The sequence below is a fragment of the Catellatospora bangladeshensis genome (assembly GCF_016862575.1).
Classification (GTDB): domain Bacteria; phylum Actinomycetota; class Actinomycetes; order Mycobacteriales; family Micromonosporaceae; genus Catellatospora; species Catellatospora bangladeshensis.
In genome coordinates this window covers 17,339-36,334 of sequence record NZ_BONF01000041.1, presented here as the reverse complement: position 1 = coordinate 36,334, position 18,996 = coordinate 17,339, and the positions used below count along the sequence as shown (strand labels likewise).

At 75.8% G+C, this 18,996-nt stretch carries 10 protein-coding genes and 1 tRNA gene; 7 read left to right on the top strand and 4 right to left on the bottom strand.

Annotation, left to right across the window (positions count from 1 at the left end):
• Positions 1 to 22: 22 nt before the first annotated feature.
• From Cba03nite_RS30670 to Cba03nite_RS30655, 4 genes are read right to left on the bottom strand one after another with little or no spacing between them, the layout of a single operon-like run.
• A complete protein-coding gene (locus Cba03nite_RS30670) occupies positions 23 to 3,691 on the bottom strand; it encodes a vWA domain-containing protein (RefSeq protein ID WP_203753700.1) in 3,669 nt (1,222 codons plus the stop codon).
• Positions 3,675 to 4,832, bottom strand: coding sequence for an AAA family ATPase (locus Cba03nite_RS30665; RefSeq protein ID WP_203753698.1), 1,158 nt, complete (start codon positions 4,830 to 4,832; stop codon positions 3,675 to 3,677). The genes Cba03nite_RS30670 and Cba03nite_RS30665 overlap by 17 nt, the downstream gene beginning before the upstream one ends.
• Complete coding sequence (locus Cba03nite_RS40430) at positions 4,829 to 9,580, bottom strand: hypothetical protein (RefSeq protein WP_203753695.1); 4,752 nt, start codon at positions 9,578 to 9,580, stop codon at positions 4,829 to 4,831. Before Cba03nite_RS40430 ends, Cba03nite_RS30665 begins: the two co-directional genes overlap by 4 nt.
• On the bottom strand, positions 9,577 to 10,458 hold the full coding sequence (locus Cba03nite_RS30655; RefSeq protein WP_203753694.1) for a DUF4132 domain-containing protein: 882 nt from the start codon (positions 10,456 to 10,458) through the stop codon (positions 9,577 to 9,579). The genes Cba03nite_RS40430 and Cba03nite_RS30655 overlap by 4 nt, the downstream gene beginning before the upstream one ends.
• A gap of 228 nt (positions 10,459 to 10,686) precedes the next feature.
• Between Cba03nite_RS30655 and Cba03nite_RS30650 the strand changes: the two genes are divergently transcribed.
• The 7 genes from Cba03nite_RS30650 (at position 10,687) to Cba03nite_RS30620 (ending at position 18,966) form a co-directional block, all read left to right on the top strand.
• Positions 10,687 to 11,523 carry a patatin-like phospholipase family protein gene (locus tag Cba03nite_RS30650; RefSeq protein ID WP_203753691.1) on the top strand — a complete coding sequence of 279 codons (837 nt, stop codon included), beginning with the start codon at positions 10,687 to 10,689 and terminating at the stop codon, positions 11,521 to 11,523.
• A gap of 337 nt (positions 11,524 to 11,860) precedes the next feature.
• A tRNA-Cys gene (locus Cba03nite_RS30645) sits at positions 11,861 to 11,933 on the top strand.
• Positions 11,934 to 11,960: 27 nt separating this feature from the next.
• Positions 11,961 to 13,367 carry an SDR family NAD(P)-dependent oxidoreductase gene (locus Cba03nite_RS30640; RefSeq protein ID WP_203753688.1) on the top strand — a complete coding sequence of 469 codons (1,407 nt, stop codon included), beginning with the start codon at positions 11,961 to 11,963 and terminating at the stop codon, positions 13,365 to 13,367.
• Positions 13,361 to 14,500, top strand: coding sequence for a leucine-rich repeat domain-containing protein (locus Cba03nite_RS30635; RefSeq protein WP_203753685.1), 1,140 nt, complete (start codon positions 13,361 to 13,363; stop codon positions 14,498 to 14,500). The genes Cba03nite_RS30640 and Cba03nite_RS30635 overlap by 7 nt, the downstream gene beginning before the upstream one ends.
• 334 nt (positions 14,501 to 14,834) lie before the next feature.
• A complete protein-coding gene (locus Cba03nite_RS30630; RefSeq protein ID WP_203753682.1) occupies positions 14,835 to 16,496 on the top strand; it encodes an ankyrin repeat domain-containing protein in 1,662 nt (553 codons plus the stop codon).
• A complete protein-coding gene (locus Cba03nite_RS30625) occupies positions 16,493 to 17,680 on the top strand; it encodes an AAA family ATPase (RefSeq protein WP_203753679.1) in 1,188 nt (395 codons plus the stop codon). The genes Cba03nite_RS30630 and Cba03nite_RS30625 overlap by 4 nt, the downstream gene beginning before the upstream one ends.
• Positions 17,677 to 18,966, top strand: a complete 1,290-nt coding sequence (locus Cba03nite_RS30620; protein WP_203753676.1) for a vWA domain-containing protein — start codon at positions 17,677 to 17,679, stop codon at positions 18,964 to 18,966. The genes Cba03nite_RS30625 and Cba03nite_RS30620 overlap by 4 nt, the downstream gene beginning before the upstream one ends.
• The last annotated feature ends 30 nt before the right edge of the window (positions 18,967 to 18,996 follow it).

Genomic DNA, 18,996 nt, shown 5'->3' with positions numbered 1-18,996 from the left:
GCGGTCGTCTCGCCACGGGCGCTCACTTGCGCACCTGCTCCCCGACCCAGCGGGCCAGCTCCAGCGGGCTGAGCGCCGCGATCGGCATACCGGCCGCGACGAGCTGCCCGGCCGCCGAGACCGAGTAGCGCGGCCGTCCGGCGTCGTCCAGGCTGGCGCAGCCGAGCACGGTCGCGCCCGACTCCACCAGCGCGCGCACCTCGGCCAGCAGGCCGCCCATGGAGTACCCCTCCTCGAAGTCGCTGACCAGCACCACCAGCGTCCGGGTCGGCACGGTGACCAGCGAGCGGGCGTGGCGCAGCCCGGCGGCGATGTGCGTGCCGCCGCCGACCTTCACCTCCAGCAGCAGGCTGAGCGGATCGCCGACCCGGTCGGTCAGGTCCACCACCTCGGTGGAGAACGCGACGAAGTGCGTGGTCAGCGCGGGCACCCCGGCGAGCACCGAGGCGGTCAGCGCCGACCAGATCACCGACTCCTCCATCGAGCCGGACACATCGACCACCAGCACCAGCCGCCAGTCCACGCCCCTGCGGGCGCGGGTGCGGAACACCGGGCGCTCCGGGATCACGGTCACCCGCCCGTCGGCGTCGCGGCGGCTGGCGGCCAGGTTGGCGCGCAGCGTGCGGGCCAGATCGAGCCGCCCGCCGGGACGGGACGTGGGGCGCGGCGTGGTGAGCCCGTTGAGCGCCGGGCGCAGCGTGGTGGCCAGCTCCCTGGTCAGCTCGGCGACGATCCTCGCCACGAGCGGGCGCAGCCGGGCGACGGTCGCCTCCGGCAGCCCTCCGGCCAGCGACAGCACGTCACGCAGCAGGTCCATGGACGGGCGCACCGCGTCCGGGTCCAGCTCCAGCGCGGCGTCCAGCCGCCCCGACTCGACGGCCGCGGCCAGCACCTCCTCCCGCACACCGGGCCCGAACAGGGCGGACAGCTCCTCCGCCCACTCGCGTACGCCGGGGAACGACGGCTCGCGCCCCCCGCCCGGTCCGGCGCGCCCGGTGTCGGCGCGGGCACCCTCGCCACGCCCCCGGCCGTAGAGCTCGTCCAGCGCGGTCGCGTACCGCCGCGCCCGCTGCCCGAGTCCCTGCTGGTCGCGCCCCAGGATCAGCCGCCACCGATCCGCCGCCGCCAACTCACCCGGCGGCCCCGCGACCCCCCGCACCGGCTCAAGATCCCGTCGATCTTGCGTGAACTGTTGCCCTTCTGTCCCATTGGTGCGTGTCGTCCCCACAGTTCGCGCAAGATCGCCGACGGGCGGGGCGGGGGCGGTGGGGGCGGTGGGGAGGAGGTTGAGGTCGATGAGGGCGGCCCGGCCTGCGCGGTCGGCGAGCAGGCGGGCCAGCAGCGCGTCCGGGTCGGCGATGTCGCCGAGGTCCATGGACACGCCGCCGAGCCGCTCGTCGATGACGGTGAGCAGCCGGTCGCGGGCTGCGGGGCTGGCCGTGTGGAAACCGCCGCGCAGGGCGGGCAGCCGGGTCAGGAACGCCTCGTCGGGCAGCGCCTCGATCCGGTCCAGCAGGCCGGTCAGCACACCCTCGGCGCCCTGCAGCAGCGGCTCGGCGACGGCGAGCAGCCCGCCGAGGTGGCCCTGCAGGTCGCGGCGCGCCTGGTCGGTGGTGGCGGTGTCCACCCACGACGCGACGCGTACGCCCAGCTCCTCGGCCGTGGTGTGGCCGAGCAGGACCCGCACCGCACCGGCGGCCGCCGCCATCAGCGGGGTGCCCCCGGCCGCGAGCCGGGCCAGCGAATCGGTCAGCCGCAGCGCCGCCCCGGCCAGGTCGGCGCGCTGGGCAAGCGCGGCCAGCGAGCGCGCGTCCTGCGGGTCCTCGGAGCCGGCCAGGCCGTCGACCTGGCGTACGGCCGCGTCCTCGACCGTCGCGGCGACCCTGGTGACGGCGGCCGGGTCGGGGTCGGGCAGGCCGGGCACGTGGCCCAGCCGCAGCCGGTCGAGCACGGCCAGCGCCGCCATGGCCTCGGTGAGCGAGCCCTGCGCGGGCAGCACCGCGCCGACCTCGTCCAGCCGCTGCCCGGCCAGCGCGGTAAGGCCGCAGGCGGCGGCCTCGTGCAGCCCCTCGACGACCTGGGCGGCGGTGGGGCCGCCCGCGACGGCCTCGCGGCGGCGGCGTTCCCGCAGCGCGCCCTCGGCGGCCTGCTCCAGGGTCACCCCGCGCAGCCCGGCCACCTCGACGCCGGCCTCGGTGTGCGGGGTCCACTGCAGCCGCCAGCGCGTGGTGATCGCGTCGACGCCGCCCGCTCCCCCGTCCCCGGCGACCGGTTCGGCGTACCCGATGCCGCAGGCGGCCAGCCGCTGCAGCGTGATCTCGCGGCGGCGGTCCAGGTCGGAGCGCAGCGGGTCGAGCCGCATGTCCTTGGCCGCGTCGCCGGGGCCGGGCAGGCGCAGCGCGGCGAGCAGCTCGCGCACGGCCGGGCCGAGCCCGGAGCGCGGCGTGCCGGGCGCGAGCCGCCCCCGGGCGTCGCCGACCAGCACCTGCTCCATCGCGGCGGCGACGACCCGGCCGCGGCCGAGCACCTCGCCGTGCGCGAGCACGCTCTGCAGCGCCTCGACCAGCTCGCCGCGGCCGGGCGCGGGCAGGCAGCGCAGCCGGGCCAGGTCGGTGGCCAGGCGTACGGCCTCGCGGGCCTCGGCGGGCCCGGCCGGGTGCCCGGCGGCGCGCACCCGCGCGCACACCGCCACGACGGCGGCCAGCGCGGCGGCCTCGACGGCGGCCGGGTCGCCCGCGGCGTCCAGCACGGACTGCTGCCACTGCGGGTCGCGGATGCCGGCCGGGTAGCCGGAGCGGGCGTCGAGCAGGCCGAAGGTGTACGGCACCAGCGAGGTGACCACCTTCGGTGGCGCCTTGGGCACAGGGTTGGCCGGTCCCGCGACGCGCAGGGCCGGGGCGTGGAACGCGCCGACCAGCATCGCGACCCGCTGTCCGGCGTGCGCGGCCAGGCAGCCCCGCATGTACGCCTCGCGCCGCAGGTCCAGCCCCGACACGCCCTCGCCGGTCTCCGCGTCGCGGCGCATGGCCCAGCCGACGAGCAGCGCGGCCCGGCGTACCGCCTCGGGGTCCGCGCCCGGGGCGCGCGCCTCGACCATGCGGTCCCACATGTCCTCGTCTGCGCGGCCGGTGGCGGCGCCCTTGAGCGCCCCGGCCAGCGACAGCCGCTGCCCGGCCGGACCGGCGGCGGCCGGGGTCTCCGGCTCGTGCCAGCCCCGGTCGGCCAGCGGCAGGTCGCACGGCACGACGGGCACGCCGTTGCGGGCGGCCCAGCGCACCGCGACCAGCTCCGGCGAGAAGTCCGCGAACGGGTAGAACGCGGGCCCGCGGTCGCCCACGGCACCGGCCAGCGCGACCGGGGCCGTGGTGCCCGCGTCGGCCAGCCACGGCAGCCACTCGCCCAGCTCCGGCGGCAGCTCCAGCAGCAGCACCTCGGGCGCGGCCGCGTCGAGCACCTGCGGCAGCACCACCGACAGCGCGGGCGAATGGTGCCGCACGCCTATCAAAAACGGCTCACGCTGCCCGGCCAGCTCGGCGACGGCGACCGCCGGGTCCGCGTCGAGCGCCGCACCGGCCGTCGCGCCCGGCCCGGCCGGAACAGCCTGCGCCGCCACCCCGTCGGGTGTGCCCGGTCCGGCCGGGACGGCGTGCGCCGCCGTCCCGGCCTTGTCCGGCTCAGCCGGCGAGGACATCGCGCAGTTCCCAGAGCCGCCGCCACAGCCGCGCGCCGTCCTCGGCCCGGCGGCGGACCGCGCCGTCCCAGTAGCCGAGCAGCTTCGCGCCGTCGGACGGGTCGTCCTTGCGCACCACGCCGAGCAGGTGGCCGGGCAGCAGCGACAGGACGTCGCGGTCGCCGGGGAAGTACGCCTGGGCCAGCCCCAGCGAGGTGGCCACGGCGACCGCCTCGGCGGTGCTCATCACGGTGGACGGGCGCTCCACGTCCCAGCCCTCCACCGAGCGGCCCTCGCGCAGGTCACGGAAGGCCGTGACCAGCGCCTCCAGCACAGCGTCGTCCACTCCGAACGGCGCCTGCACCCGCTCCAGCGCGGCCTTGGCCTGCCGCCCCACCAGCGCGGTCTCCTGCGCCAGGTCCGGGATCGGGCCGACGGTCTCGAAGTTGAAGCGGCGCTTGAGCGCCGCGGACATCTCCGAGACGCCCCGGTCGCGCAGGTTGGCCGTGGCGATGAGAGTGAAGCCGGGCGCGGCGTGCACGGTCGCGCCGTCGGTGCCGGCCAGCTCCGGCACCGCGACGCGGCGGTCGGACAGCAGCGACACCAGCGCGTCCTGCACCTCGGGCAGGCAGCGGGTGATCTCCTCGACCCGGGCGACGGAGCCGGAGCGCATCGCGGACAGGATCGGCGACGGCACCAGCGCCTGGCTGCTCGGGCCGTGCGCCAGCAGCAGCGCGTAGTTCCAGCCGTAGCGCAGCTGGTCCTCGGTGGTGCCGGCGGTGCCCTGCACGACCAGCTCGCTGGTCCCGCAGACCGCCGCCGACAGCAGCTCGGACAGCATCGACTTGGCCGTGCCGGGCTCGCCGACCAGCAGCAGGCCGCGCTCGCCGGCCAGGGTCACCACGCAGCGCTCGACCAGCGCCCGCTCCCCGACGAACTTCGCCGGGACGGTGAGCTTGTGCGGCAGGCCCTCGCGCCGGTCCTCCTTGGCCAGCTCCAGCTCCCGGCCGTCGCTGCCGGTGATGAAGGTGACCACGGCGCGCGGGGTGAGCCGCCAGCCGGGCGGGCGCGGCCCGCCGTCGTACGCGGCCAGGAACGCCAGCTCGGTGGCGTGCGCGTGCTCGGCGGGGTCTACCTGCCGGGCGTGGGGGGTGGTGGTCATCGCGGCCTTCCAGTGACGAGCTCGTCGAATCGGGGTCCGTCGCCCTGGGTGATCCTCTCCCAGGCGAGGGTGAACAGCTGCGGCGCGGGGGCGACCGGCAGCACGATGCCCAGACCGGACACGCCCTGCTCACCACCGATCAGCAGCGGCAGCTTCCAGCGCTCCAGCGGCAGGTGCGGGGCCTTCAGCGCGTGCCAGCCGCCGGGCAGGAACAGGCTGCGCCCGGCGCGCGGCCGCTTGGCCTCCACCACCAGGTCGGTGGCGGTCAGCGCGGCACGGGCGGCCTTGAGCCGAGCGGGCTTCCAGCCGGTCCACATCGCCACGTTGCGATCGGTCGGGTCCGGCAGCGCGAGCAGCTGCAGGTAGAGCACGGCCGCGTCGTCGGTCAGCCCGTGCTTGGCGGCCACCTGCGCCACCAGCTCCGGCGCGGACCGGCTGGGGTCCTGGGCGTAGCCGTCGACGCCCAGGGGCACGGGGTAGCCGGCCAGCCGGGCGAGCTGCCCGCCGAGCACGGCCCGCAGCGCGGCGAGGGTGCCCTCGTCGTGGCTGTCCAGCCGGGCCTGCACCAGGTGCAGCGCCGGGTCGTCCGCACCGTCCAGCAGCGCGGTGCGCAGGTGCACGGCGCGGTAGCCGGTGTCGGGCGGCAGGTGCAGCGCGCCCGCGGCGAAACCGCCGTCAGCCTCGGTCACCGTGGCCCGGCCGGTGGCGTTGAGCAGCGGCTCGGTCTTCTTCTCGGTGACCCAGCCGACGGGCAGGCTCAGCTTCGGGTCGGCCAGCTTGGTGCGGGCCAGCTCGGCCGCCCGGGGCAGCACCGACCGGATCGGGTCGTCGGCGGGCAGGTGGTACGCCAGCCAGGGCACGCACTTGGCGAGCGCGACCAGGACGTCCTCGTCGTCGATGCCGTCGGCGGTCCCGGCCAGCCACTTGCAGCTGTCCGGGTTGGCGATGCCGTGGATCAGCTCGGAGGCGTTCATCGAGCCGTCCACGTCGGCCTGCGCGATGGCGACGATCAGCTCGTCGCGCACCGGCTTGCGCCGTCCGTGGCGCTCGATCCACGCCTCGGCGAAGCGCTCGAGGTCCGGGCCGGTCTCCCACAGCGCGGCCGGGTCGGCGGGCATCAGCCGGGACAGCTGCCTGGCGGTGCCCGCGCGGCCGCCCGCGCCGACGCGGCGGGCCGCGGCGGCGGCGATGTCGCCGTCGGGTACGCCGATCTGCTCGCGCAGCGGCTCGGACTCCGCCCGGCTCCAGTTCGCCGAGGGCAGGCCCGCCAGCAGCATCGCCGCCTCGGCCAGACTCACCCCGGCCCGCGCGGACAGGTCGGCGACCCGCTCCGGGCGCCACGCCACCGGCCCGCGCTCGGTCAGCAGCTTGGTGAACGCGGCGATCGCGTCCGGGGTGATCCCGCTGAAGTGGTACGCCCGCTCGCGGGTGATGGCGTGACCCGGCACCGCGCCGAACACGCCGTCGGGGGCGTAGTCGAGCGCGGTCAGCTCCTTGTCGTCGGTGTCGACCGACAGCACGAGCAGGCGGCGGTTGCCGACCTGGCGCACGGTGGCGCGCATGCCGTCGGTGACGGGCTGGTCGGACTTCAGCTCGATCCAGCGCAGCCGCCCGCCGGGGGCGAGCAGGCCGCTGCCGGCGATGACCGACAGCAGCTCGGCCAGCGTCTCCCGGTGCTCGGCGTCGGTGAACGGGGCGGCGGCCCGGTACATCGCGGCGGGCAGCACGCCCAGCGCGTCGAACCAGTCGTCGTCGGCCGACAGGTCCAGCTGCCCGGTGGGCTGGTCCGCGCCGGTCAGCGCGGCGCCCACCGCGGTGAGCATGCGGGTGGCGCTGTCGCCACGCGCGTAGCAGTACGGCATCAGCCCGGACAGGGCGGCGGCCAGGCGGCGGTCCTCGCCCGCGTACGACGGCCCGGTGGGCGTCGGCGCGGCCACTGCCGCGTTCCCGGCGCAGCTGTCGGCCAGCCCGGCGAGCCGGGTCGCGAGGGTGGCGGCGACCCGCACGATCCCCGCGACGCCCGCGCGCAGCGCCAGGTCGGTGATCGCGGGCAGCTCCCGGGCGACCAGCGTCTCCAGTGCCGCCGTCAGCGCCTTGTCGGCGTCGTCGTCGTCGGACTCCGCCGCCTGTCCGGTCAGGCGGACCGCCTCGGCCAGCAGCGCCGCCGCCTGCTCGTCGGTGAGCGTGCGCAGCGCCGCCGAGCCGGCCTCGTCACGCGGGCGCAGCAGGTGCCAGAACGCGGGGGTGGGCACCAGGTCGGTGCCGCGTGCGTACTCGCCCGCGTTGGGCAGGCTGTAGTCGCCGGTGAGCCGGCCGTCGGCGTCGTACAGGGACAGGCCGGTGTTGCGCCAGTTGCGGGACTGGGTGACGCCGCTGGTGCGCTCGGCGCCCGGGAAGCAGATCGCCCCGGACAGCTCGCCGCGCCGGGTCGCGCTGCCCGGCATGGTGTACGTGGTGCCGTCCAGCGCCTGGCCGTACTGCGTGCCGGTGCCGTCGCGGCGCACCCGCCAGCCGAGCTGCTCGCCGTTGTCACGCACGGACAGCCAGCAGGAGTGGTGCGCGAGGTGCTGCCCGTCGGGCGTGCCGTCCTCGAAGAACGACGGCAGGCTGGCCCGGCCGTGCTCGCCGGTGGCCGGGTCGAACTCGCGGCACACCACCTTGCCGTCCTCGTTGACCAGCACCCAGTAGGCGGAGCCGTCGGTGAAGACCCGTCCGCCGCGGCGCTCGCTCCGATCGCCGACGTGCAGCGGCCGGGCCCCGGCGGTGCGCCCGCCGCCGGTGATCGGCAGCGAGAAGGTGTGGTACATCTGGAACGCCTCGTCCGGGACGGTGAACACGTCGTCGGGCGCCCCGCTCCAGTAGCCGGACCGCTCGCGGCCGATGTCCCAGCACACCAGCAGCTGCCGGTCGACGTAGCGGAACACCGTGCGGTACATCCAGCGGCGCTGGTCGGCCGGGATGCGCACGATGTGCTCCAGCTCGACGCCCTGCTCGCCGACGACGAGCACCAGGTCGCCCTGGTTGAGGATCAGGTGCGGCCACTGATCGGTGACCGAGATGTCGCCGTCGCCGGTCAGCCGCGCGACGGCCTCCTCCAGCGCGGGCCAGCCGAACTCGTCCAGCACGCCGGTGCGCAGCGTGTGCGCCAGCGTGCCCGCCACGTCGTGGCCGAGCAGCCGGGCCATGGCGGCCTCGTTGACCGCGGCGCCCTCCGGGCAGGCGGCCTGTGCGATCTTGTCGAAGTGCCCGCCGAGGGCGGGCAGGCCGTGACCGTCGCGGTCGGCGGCGAGCCGCTCCAGCCAGTGGTGCATGGCGGTGCGCAGGCCCGGCACGGCGGTCACCTCGCGCACCCGCTCGACCATGCGGTAGCCGGAGTCGAGGTGGTTCTCCACCCCGTTGGCCAGCGCCTTCAGGAACCGGGTGTCGGCGGCCACGGCGACCAGCTCGCGGCGGCCCTCGTGCTCGTCGTTCAGCCAGTTGTTGACGCCGAAGCGCTCGGTGTTCTCCGGATCGGCCACCGGCACGCCCAGCGCCAGGCAGGCGTCGAGCAGGTCCAGGTCGGTGCCGGAGCTGCGGCGCACCACCGCGACCGGCGTCCCGTCGGCCTTGAGCCGCGGGGCCATCCGCTCCACCAGGGCCAGCAGCTTGGCGCTGCGCTTGCGGTCGCGCCAGTAGCGGCGCTGGCGGTGCTCGTCGAAGCGGGCCAGCCAGCCCGCGGGGCCGTCGCTGGGCAGCGCCTCGGCCGGGACGGCACCGGCGGGCTCGGTCAGCGAGGCGGTCGCCCCGGCCTGCTCCAGCACGCCCAGCCAGGTGTCGTCGGTGCAGTTCTGCGGGAACATGCCCAGCAGGCGGCCGCGCAGCGCCGGGTCGGCGGCGGCGAGCTGCGCCAGCGCCACGCTGTAGGCGTTCCAGAACGACTCGGAGGCGCGGATCAGCGCGGGTGCGGGCAGCAGCTGGGCGAGCACGTCCCGGTCGGCCTCGGCCTGGTCGAGCTTGGCGGCCTTGGCCAGGCGGCGCAGGTCGGTGTGCATCGCCGCGTACGGCGGCAGCCCGCCCAGGGTGCGCTCCACGCACAGGCGCAGGAAGCGCTCGTACGCCTCGGCGGGGGTGCTGCGGGCGGCCAGCTCGCGGGCGTGCTGCGTCAGCGCCTTCGCGGTGAGCGCACCGGCCAGCGCGAACTCCAGAAACACCGTGTGCTGGCGCTCCTCGTCGATGCGCAGCGCGAACACCCGCTCGGCCTCGCGCGCCTTGCCGAACATGGTCGCGGCGTAGCTGGTGCTGTCGGCGGCCAGGAACGCCCGGCCCGCCTCCTCGTAGAAGGTCGGCAGGAAGTGCGGCACGGCGCGGGCCAGCCGCTCGCCGAGGGCGTCGAAGCCCTCCTTGGCCGGGCCGATGCGCGACTTGGCGGTGCGGGCGAACTTCTCGATCTCCTTGACCAGCGCCAGCGCGTGGTGGCCGTTGGCCGGGTCGTGCACCAGCGCCCAGGCCGGGAAGCCGAGCGCCTGCTGGCGCACCAGGCCCACCTCGTTGACCGGCGCGGGCTGCGCGAACCCGAGGAACTCCATGCTCAGGTCCTCGGCGGCGCCCACGGCGGCGGGCACCAGGCGGACCACGGTGCGGCCTTCCAGCACCGGGTGGGAGTACGCCCGCGTGGTGAGCGCGTCGACGGTGTCGTCCTTGGCCACCGGCGCACCCACCGGCAGCACCGCCCCGGCCTCCAGCAGGACCATGTTCTCGGCGACGCTCACGGCTGCTCCTCCTCGTCCTCTTCCTGCTTCACGACGCGGCCGGCGTACAGCGCGGCGGCCATCCGGTTGCCCTCGGACCAGGCCACCGGCCCGATCCCGCCCAGCTCCAGCGCGGTGCCCTTGCGGTCGGTGAAGACCAGGTCCCCGGTCTCGGTCTCGTAGTAGGGGTCGTCGGACCCGATCCAGAAGCGGGCCTCGACGGTGACGCCGCCCTCGAACACGCGGCAGACGGCGTTGCCGCCGCGCACCGGGTAGCCCAGCTTGGTGGCGCGGGAGGTGGCGTGGCGCAGCTCGGCGAAGCGGCCGCCGGAGAAGTCGCCCACGCGCCGGGCCTGCGGGTCCAGCCCGGCCGGGCGGACGAAGATCTGCCGGAACAGCTGGTCCACGGACTGCTTCACGCCCAGGTCGGCGGCGAACTCGCGCAGGTCGTCCAGCTCGGCGAGGGTGACCGGGTGCGGGATCACCACCCGCTCGGCGGGCAGCCGCACCGTGTCGCCGTCGAGGTTGACCACGCCGATCTGCCCGGCGGACGCGTCCCGCAGGAAGCCGACCTCGTCCGGGTCGAAGGCGCCGTCTTCGTCGAGCACGCCGACCACCAGGTCGCTGAGCGCCTCGCGCCAGGTCTCGTCGGCCCACACGTCGGCCAGCACCGCGACCGGCACCGGCAGTGAGCGCACCATCCAGCGCTCGATGTCGGCGCGGCACTGCGCCTCGTGCCGGCCCAGCCACTCGGTGAGCTGCCGCAGGCCGACGACGACCGGGTCGTCGCGCAGCGCGGCGGGCACCGTGCGCAGCTCCTTGCCCTTGGCGTTGCGCGCGAGCAGCGCACCGCCGCGCAGGGTGACCGCGTAGCCACCGGACGCCTCCAACCATCCCATGTGGACGGCCCCTTTCCTGTCGAGGACACCGGACGCTAAACCACCACGCCGACAGTTCGGAAAACGGCTCGTCAGCGCGCCTGCCGGGTGGGACGGCGGGTCCGGAAAGCCGGTTGCCGGTGTGGATCGCCCCGTCACCGGGTATAAGCAGCTCAACAAGGCTTCTTGCGGAGTACCGTCGAAGTTCCCGGCGGCGTCGTGCGGGTGTGGGGCGACAGGGAGGCTGCGGTGAAGGGCAGAGCGCTGGTGCTGGGCGGTGGAGGGTTCACCGGCATCGCGTGGGAGCTGGGAATTCTCGCCGGGCTGGCCGAGGCCGGCGTCGACCTGAGCACGGCCGACCTGCTCATCGGCACCTCGGCCGGGTCGGTGGTCGGCTCGCTGCTGGCCTCCGAGCCGAGCCTGGAGGAGCGTTACCAGACCCAGCTGGAGGACCCGATCGACGAGGTCGCGGCCAGGCTGACCACGCGCACGCTGCTGGCGTACGGGTGGGCGATGCTGCGCAGCCGCGCCCCTGAGCAGTACCGGGCCCGGCTGGGCGCGCTGGCGCTGGCCGCCGCGTCGATGACCCCGGAGGAGCGCAAGGCGGTCATCGCCTCCCGGCTGCCGGTCGCCGAGTGGCCGGAGCAGCCGCTGCTGATCACCGCCTCGGACGCGCACACGGGCGAGTTCACCGTGTTCGACCGGGAAAGCGGAGTGGAGCTGATCGACGCGGTCGCGGCCAGCTGCGCCGTGCCGGGGGTGTGGCCGCCCGCGGCGGTCAACGGGCACCGGTACATCGACGGCGGCATGCGCTCGGCCACCAACGCGGACCTGGCCGACGGGCACGAGCGGGTGGTCATCATCGCCCCCGTGACGGCCGGCGGCGGGCTCGTCACCAGCGCCGCCCGGCACGCCGAGCAGCTACGCGCGAACGGGGCGCGGGTCACCCTCGTCAGCCCGGACCGGGACTCGCGCGCGGCGATCGGGCGCAACATGCTGGACCCGTCGCGCCGGGCCGGTTCGGCACGGGCGGGGCGGGCTCAGGCGGCGCGGATCGTCGAGACCATCGGTGTGGTGTGGTCCTGACAGTCCGGTCAGGATCTTTACAGCCGCCGCCGAGGATGGGCCCAGGAAGTGACCGCCATCTAAGAGAAATGGGCGCTACCTGCGCCATGGCGGTGTGATGGCACTCTCGCGAAGATGGCCGGGGTGGAGTGGCCAAAGCGCGGCGGTAGCGCTATGCTCGATCGTGACGCCCGTCTTGGCGACTTCCCCCGTGGTTGCCAAGACGGGCGCTTTATGTTTTCCACCAGCCGTTTCCCCCACCACGCGTCCACTGTGGACGTAAGGGCGCGCACCGCGAATCGGGTCACGCCGGGCGGGCGCGATGTTGTCGGCCGGGTCGGGTAGTGTGCCGCGCGGCGAGGCTGTAGCGCAGAGGTCGTCGCGCCTTGACTGCAAGCTGGAGGACGTCGGTTCGAATCCGACCGGTCTCGCCGCCTGAGCCGACCTGGGGAGGGTGCATGCCGCCGAGCAGCACGGACGTGCCGGCGGTGCGCGTGCCCGCGGCGCCCTCCCCCGGGCCGGTCACCCCGTCCGATGTGGAGACGTGCCTGCGGGTGCTGGCCGCGGCCGCCGACGGCGGCCTCGACGAGCACGCCGCGCTCGCGGTGGAGCGGGCCGTCACCGCGGCCCACCGGGGCGGCAAGAAGCGGCGCAAGGCCGACCGCTCCGCCCGCCGCGAGGAGCAGGACCGGCGGCTGCTCGCCACCGCCACCCGCTTCCACGACGAGATCCCGTCGCCAGCCCTGGCCCTGCCCGCCGGGGACGCCCCCGCCGCCCGCCCGCTGCTGCACCGGCCGCGCCGCTGCTACGTGTGCAAGGAGCTGTTCCGGCAGGTCGACGCCGACTACCACCAGCTGTGCCCGGACTGCGCCGCGGAGAACCGCGCCCGCCGCGACGCCCGCTGCGACCTCACCGGCCGGCTCGCGCTGGTCACCGGCGGCCGCGTGAAGATCGGCTTCCACACCGCGCTGAAGCTGCTGCGCGACGGCGCCGAGGTGCTGGTCACCACGCGTTTCCCGCGTGACGCGGCACGCCGCTTCGCACAGGTGCCCGACTTCCCGCACTGGTCCGGGCGGCTGCACGTGCACGGTGTGGACTTCCTCGACCTGGGCGCCGTGCTCGACCTGGTCGACGCGGTCGGCCGCCGCTGGGGCCACCTCGACATCCTGGTCAACAACGCCGCCCAGACCCTGCACCGGCCGCCGGCGTACCACCGCGAGGTGCGCGCGGACGAGGCGCTGCCGCTGACCGGCCCGGCCGCGGCGGTCGGGGTCACCGCGTCGCGCTCCGGGACGGACGCCGCGCTCGTGCTGCCCGACCTCGCGCAGGCGCTGTTCCCGGCGGGACGCACCGACGAGACCGGCCAGCCGCTGGACCTGCGCGACGTCAACAGCTGGACGCTGCACGCCGCCGACGTCAGCCCGCGCGAGTGGCTGGAGGTGCACGTGGTGAACGCGTTCGTGCCGTTCCTGCTGACCTCCCGGCTGCGGCCGCTGCTGGCCGCCGCGCCGCACCCGGTGCGGCACGTGGTGCAGGTGTCGGCGATGGAGGGCAGCTTCTCCCGGGCGAACAAGACCGAGCGCCACCCGCACACCAACATGGCCAAGGCCGGGCTCAACATGCTGACCCGCACCCTGGCCGCCGACTTCCACGGCGACGGCATCCTGATGAACAGCGTGGACACCGGCTGGGTCACCGACGAGCGCCCCCACCCGGACAAGCAGGCGCAGCGCGCGGCCGGCTTCCGCCCGCCGCTGGACGTCATCGACGGCGCCGCGCGCGTGTACGACCCGATCGTGCGCGCCGAGCGGGGCGACCCGGTGCACGGGGCGTTCCTCAAGGACTACCGGGAGACCGCATGGTGACCGAGCCGGAGCCGAACCCGGTGCGCTGCCCCGCCATCGCCCATCCGGAGGCGGGCCTGGCCGACCCCGCCGACTTCGACGCGCTGCTGGCCCGGCTGGCCGAGCCCGCGGCGGTGGCCGGCACCGAGGACTACCCGCGCGGCACGCTGCAGCCCGACGGCCGCCTGGACCTGTGCAAGCAGGGCCTCGGCCCGCTGGCCGCGGCCCGGATCGTGCAGGCGGCGGTACGCTTCCCGCACGCCAGCCACCTGCTGCTGGGCACCAACGGCCTGGGCAGCGACGGCGCCCGCGCGGTGGCCGACGCGCTCGCCCCGGGACACCACGTGCGCACGGTGTACCTGGGCTGCAACCGCATCGACGCCGACGGCGCGGGCGCGCTGGCCGACCGGCTCGCGAGCGACGGCACGGTGCGGGCGCTGTGGCTCAAGCGCAACCCGATCGGCGACGCGGGCGTGTCCCGGCTGTGCGCGGCGTTGGCCGCCAACACCACGCTGCGCACCCTGGACCTGGTCAACACCGGCCTCACCCGGCACGGCCTGGCCGAGCTGGCCGGCGTCCTCGCCGCCCGGCCCGCGCCGCTGGAGCGGCTGTTCCTGGGCGGCAACGGGCTGCGCCCCGACGCGGTGCCCGCGCTGGCCGCGATCGCCCGCGAGGGCCGGGTACGCGAGATCTACCTCGCCGCCAACCACCTCGGCGACACCGGCGCGGCGGCGCTGGCCGAGGCCGTCGAGGGGCTGCCCATGACGCTGGGCCTGGGCGGCAACGGCCTCAGCCCGGCCGGGGCCGCCGCGCTGGCCGTCCGGCTGTCCGCCTGGCACGCCCTCGATCTGGCCCGCCCGCCGTCGGAGCGGGCGCTGGGCGCGCTGCCCAACACCGTCGGCGACGAGGGCGCCGCGGCCCTGGCGGCGGCCCTGCCCGGCAGCCGCCTGCACCGCCTCGACCTGCGCTTCACCGGCATCGGCGGGCGCGGCGCGAAGCTGCTGCTCGCCGCCCTGACCGACGACCTGCCGCTGCGCTACCTCGGCATCAACGGCGGCGTGCCGCGGCGGCTGCGGCGGCTGGCCGGCGCCACCCTCGGCCCGGCCGAGCCGCCCCACCCCGACATCAGTGCGATCGCGAGCGTGTACCGTTGACATCTCCCGCAGCTGAGGCAACGGGACTCGACCCTCGCGGGTCGAGCTTTCTGCTTCGCAGCCCGTTGCCGACCTGGGTTACCAGCAAGGAGCGGTGTGCCGCCCATCGGTCTTACACAGGCTCCACAGACCTGACTTCCCGCCAGCCCGGCGGTAGGCCCGGCCGGCTTGGTTCTCGCCGGCCAGGCCGCAACAAATTAGCACACCTGTTCCCTCACGCGACACCGGCGGGCGCCGGATGCGCCTTGGCGGCGAACCGGCTTCTCCTGCCCTGCTCCGCAGGATCTCCGTTTCCTCTCCGGTCTGAAGGCCGGAGTATCCACGGAGGCATCCGATGACCGAGTCCGCCGAACTGTCCACCTGGCACCGGGTACGCCGTTACGCCGTGCCCGGCCGAATGACCGCCGAAGCCGCCGCGCGACGCGAGGCCGGAGACTGGCAGGGGGCGTGCGCCGCTGCCCGCGTCGACACCGATGTGGACCTGGCGGCTGTGCGTCTGCGCTATGGCTCAGAGACGGCCGACCGGATCGCGGACGAGCTGGCCGGCTTCGCGCCGGACCTGCTGCGCTGGCACCTCCCCCGGGCGCTGGGCGGGCGCACCAGCCTCGCCACCGGGCTGACGTTCACGCTCGCGCCCCGCGTCGAGCGGGTCGCCCCGGACACCGTGGCGCTGCAGGTCGAGCTGCCCAAGACCGTCGACGGCTCGCAGCGGCTGCGGCTGACCATCGCGCCGCTGCGCGACACGCCCGCGACCGAGCTGCCGGGCTACCTGTGGCACGCAGACGAGGCGGCTGGGCTGCGGCGGGCGTACGGCGGCAGCACGTCCCGGCTGCCCTTCCTCACCGCGGACGGGACGCCCGTGCCGGTGGACGCCTACGCCGCCGCCGTCGGCGACGAGCCGCCCGCGCGGGCCGAACGGGCCGCGGCGCGGCAGGCCGCGGGCGATCTGGCCGGGGCGTGGCGCGAGGCCGGGATGGACCTGGACGAGACGCTGCCCAACGCCCGCTACAGCTACTACGAGGTCACCCGCGAGCTGGTGCTGGCCAAGCGGCTGCACCTGATCGCGCTGGCACCGGCGGCCCGTGAGCTGGCGCGGCGCCACGGCGTCGAGAGCGTGCTGCTCTCCGCGGACTGGCGGCTGGGCTTCCTGCTCACCCCGGACGGCGACACGGTGCGGGTCCGGATGACCGGTGAGGACCACCGCCGGGCGGACGCCCGTTCGCTGGCCGAGCCGGTCCACCGCGTACCCCCGGATCTGGAGCTGCTGCGCGCGGGGCTGATCACGCCCGCCGAGCTGCACCCGCTGGTGCGTGCGGCGCTGTTTCCCGAAGCCGCGCCCGAGCCGGCCGCACCGCGCCGCCCGGCGTTCGGGCCGGTGAAGGTGCGCTGCCGCGGCGACTGGCACCGGGTCGACAACAGCGGCGGGCGGCTGGTCCCGCTGGACCACACCGCCGAGGAGGTGCAGCGCGAGCAGACGCTGCGCGCGCTGGGCGGCAAGGTGGCGGGCTGCTTCGCGGCCGAGCAGGGCTGGCACGACGGGAAGACCCGGCTGCCGCGCGAGCTGCAGGCGCAGCGCCGCGAGCTGATGCAGACCATCCTGCACGGCGACACGGACACGCTGCTGGAGCTGCTCGACGCGGGCCTGGACCCGTTCGTGCGCGACGGCCGCGGCTCGACGCTGCTGCACCTGCTGCGCTGCCTCGACCACGAGCGGCTGCTGCCCCGGCTGCTGGCCGCAGGCCTGCCCGTCGACGCCCGCGACCACCGGCAGCGCACCCCGCTGCACGTCGCGGTGGGCTGGGTGGGCACGCCGTCGCTGGTGCGGGCGCTGCTGGAGGCGGGCGCCGACCCGGCGGCCGAGGACGACAACGGCACCTCGGTGGCCGAGCTGATCGAGTACAAGGCCATGGACTACTACGAGGGCTCCGAGGACGACGAGCCCAATCCGGACCTGGCCCTGATCAAGAAGTACGTGGACGAACGGATCGAGGCATGACCGCACCGCACGACCCGCTGGCCGCCGCCGACGAGCTGATCGCGGCCACCCGCGCCTGGCGCAGCGAGCCCGCCACGGACCCGCGCGTCGAGGCGCTGGCGCTGGCCGTGTCGGCGAACCTGCCGGTGCTGCTGTGGGGCGAGCCGGGCATCGGCAAGTCGGCGTCGCTGCAGCAGCTCGCGGCCGGGCTGGGCGTGCCGCTGGAGACGGTGATCGCCAGCGTGCACGAGCCGTCCGACTTCGCCGGGCTGCCCATCGTCGGCGACGACCCGGCGCGTGACGGCGTGCCGATGGCGCCCCCGGACTGGGCCGTGCGCCTGGCCCGCACCGGCCGTGGCCTGCTGTTCTTCGACGAGCTGTCGTCGGCGCCGCCCGCGGTGCAGGCGGCGCTGCTGAGGGTGGTGCTGGAGCGGCGCATCGGCAGCCTGGAGCTGCCCGCGTCGATCCGCATCGTCGCCGCCGCGAACCCGCCCGCCAGCGCGGCGGACGGCTGGCACCTGAGCCCGCCGCTGGCCAACCGGTTCGTGCACCTGCACTGGACGCACGACCCGCGCACCGTCGCCCGGGGCCTGGCCGGCACCTGGCCCGCGATCGAGGTGCCCACGGTGCACCCGTCCCGGATGCCCGGTGCGGTGGCCCGCGCCCGGGGCACCATCGCCGGTTTCCTGACCGCCCGGCCCGGCCTGGTGCACCACCTGCCCGGCGACGCCGACAGCCGGGGCGGCGCCTGGCCGTCGCCGCGCAGCTGGGAGATGGCGCTGCGGCTGCTGGCGTTCCACCTGGCCACCGACACCGGCCGGGACGCGCTGGCCACCGCGCTGATCGGCGCGGTCGGCGACGGCGCGGGGCTGGAGATCAGCACCTACCTGGAGGAGCTGGACCTGCCCGATCCGGAGCGGGTGCTGGCCGACCCGGACGCGTTCGCGCTGCCCGAGCGCGGGGACCGGCAGCTCGCCTTCCTCACCGCGGTGGTCTCGGCGGTGCAGGGGCGGACCACGCAGCAGCGCTGGGACGCGGGCTGGGTGGTGCTGGCCAAGGCCGTCGACGCGGGCGTGCCCGACGTCGCCGCGCGGGCCGCGCTGGACCTGGCCGCGCTGCGGGACACGAACTGGCCGGTGCCGCCCGCGATCGACGCGTTCGTCGAGGTGCTGAGCCTGTCCGGGATGCTCCCGGCGGCGCGATGAGCGAGGCGGCGGGCCGTCCGGCGGGCGAGGCCGTCCCGCTGGACCGGACGAAGCTGCTGGCGGCGCGCTTCCGGGCGGCGGGCGAGCGGCCGTACCTGGCCAGCGCGCTTTACAGCCTGACCATCGTGCCCAGCGACCGGGTGCCGACGATGGGCGTAGACCGGCACTGGCGCTGCTACGTCTCAGCGCGCTTCGTCGCGGACACGTCCGTCGAGCAGCTGGCCGGGGTGTGGATCCACGAGGTGGCGCACCTGCTGCGCGACCATCACGGCCGGGCCGACCGGCTCACCGCCGAGCAGCGCGCCGACCACCACCGGCTCAACATCGCGCAGGACTGCGAGATCAACGACGACCTGATCGCGGACGGCCTGCCGCTGCCCGAGGGCCGGATGGAGCCGTCCCTGTACGGCCTGCCCACCGGCGGCCTGTTCGAGCAGTACCTGGCGTCGATCCCGCCGACCCCGCGCTGCCGTGGGGTGTGCGGCGCGGGCGGAAAGAGCCAGGGCGGGCAGAGCGGCACGCCGTGCGACTGCCCGCCGGTGGAGTGCGGGTCCGGCGCGCACGGGCACCAGCGGCCGTGGGAGCAGGACGGCACCGGCCCGGCCGCGGTGCGCGGCGTGGAGGCCGACGCGATCCGGCGGCAGACCGCGCAGGCGGTACGCGCGCACGCCCGCAGCCGGGGCAAGGTGCCCGCGGGCTGGCAGCGCTGGGCCGAGCAGGTCCTCGAACCGACCGTCGACTGGCGGCAGGCGCTGGCCGGGGCAGTGCGCGAGGCGGCGGCCTGGGCGGGCGGCGCGGTGGACTACACGTACCAGCGGCCCTCGCGGCGGGGTGCGGCGCTGCCCCGGGTGGTGCTGCCGAGCCTGCGCCGCCCGCTGCCGCGGGTCGCCATCGTGATCGACACGTCCGGCTCGATGTCCGACGACGACCTGGCCGCGGTGCTGGCCGAGGTGGGCGGCGTGCTGCGGGCGGTGGGCGTACGCGGCAACCGGGTCGCCGTGCTGGCCTGCGACGCCGACGTGCACGCGGCGCGGCGGGTGTCCACGGTCGGCGAGGTGGTGCTGGCGGGCGGCGGGGGCACCGACATGCGGGTCGGCATCAGCGCCGCGCTGGCCGTGCCGGAGCCGCCGCACTTCGTCATCGTGCTGACCGACGGGTACACGCCGTGGCCGGCGTCGGCGCTCTCCCGTACCCGCATCATCGCAGGTCTGGTGGGGTCTGAGGCCCCGATGCCGCCGTCCTGGATCGAGTCGATCCCGATCTCGATCACTTCCAGCAAAACGTGAGCTCCGTCCAGTAAAGAGTGCTTTTGTAGT

Bases quoted from the DNA above. Each gene is read 5' to 3' on its own strand.
- Cba03nite_RS30670 (WP_203753700.1), bottom strand. From the start codon at position 3,691: ATGTCCTCGCCGGCTGAGCCGGACAAGGCCGGGACGGCGGCGCACGCC.
- Cba03nite_RS30665 (WP_203753698.1), bottom strand. From the start codon at position 4,832: ATGACCACCACCCCCCACGCCCGGCAGGTAGACCCCGCCGAGCACGCG.
- Cba03nite_RS30655 (WP_203753694.1), bottom strand. From the start codon at position 10,458: ATGGGATGGTTGGAGGCGTCCGGTGGCTACGCGGTCACCCTGCGCGGC.
- Cba03nite_RS30640 (WP_203753688.1), top strand. From the start codon at position 11,961: ATGCCGCCGAGCAGCACGGACGTGCCGGCGGTGCGCGTGCCCGCGGCG.
- Cba03nite_RS30635 (WP_203753685.1), top strand. From the start codon at position 13,361: ATGGTGACCGAGCCGGAGCCGAACCCGGTGCGCTGCCCCGCCATCGCC.
- Cba03nite_RS30630 (WP_203753682.1), top strand. From the start codon at position 14,835: ATGACCGAGTCCGCCGAACTGTCCACCTGGCACCGGGTACGCCGTTAC.
- Cba03nite_RS30625 (WP_203753679.1), top strand. From the start codon at position 16,493: ATGACCGCACCGCACGACCCGCTGGCCGCCGCCGACGAGCTGATCGCG.
- Cba03nite_RS30620 (WP_203753676.1), top strand. From the start codon at position 17,677: ATGAGCGAGGCGGCGGGCCGTCCGGCGGGCGAGGCCGTCCCGCTGGAC.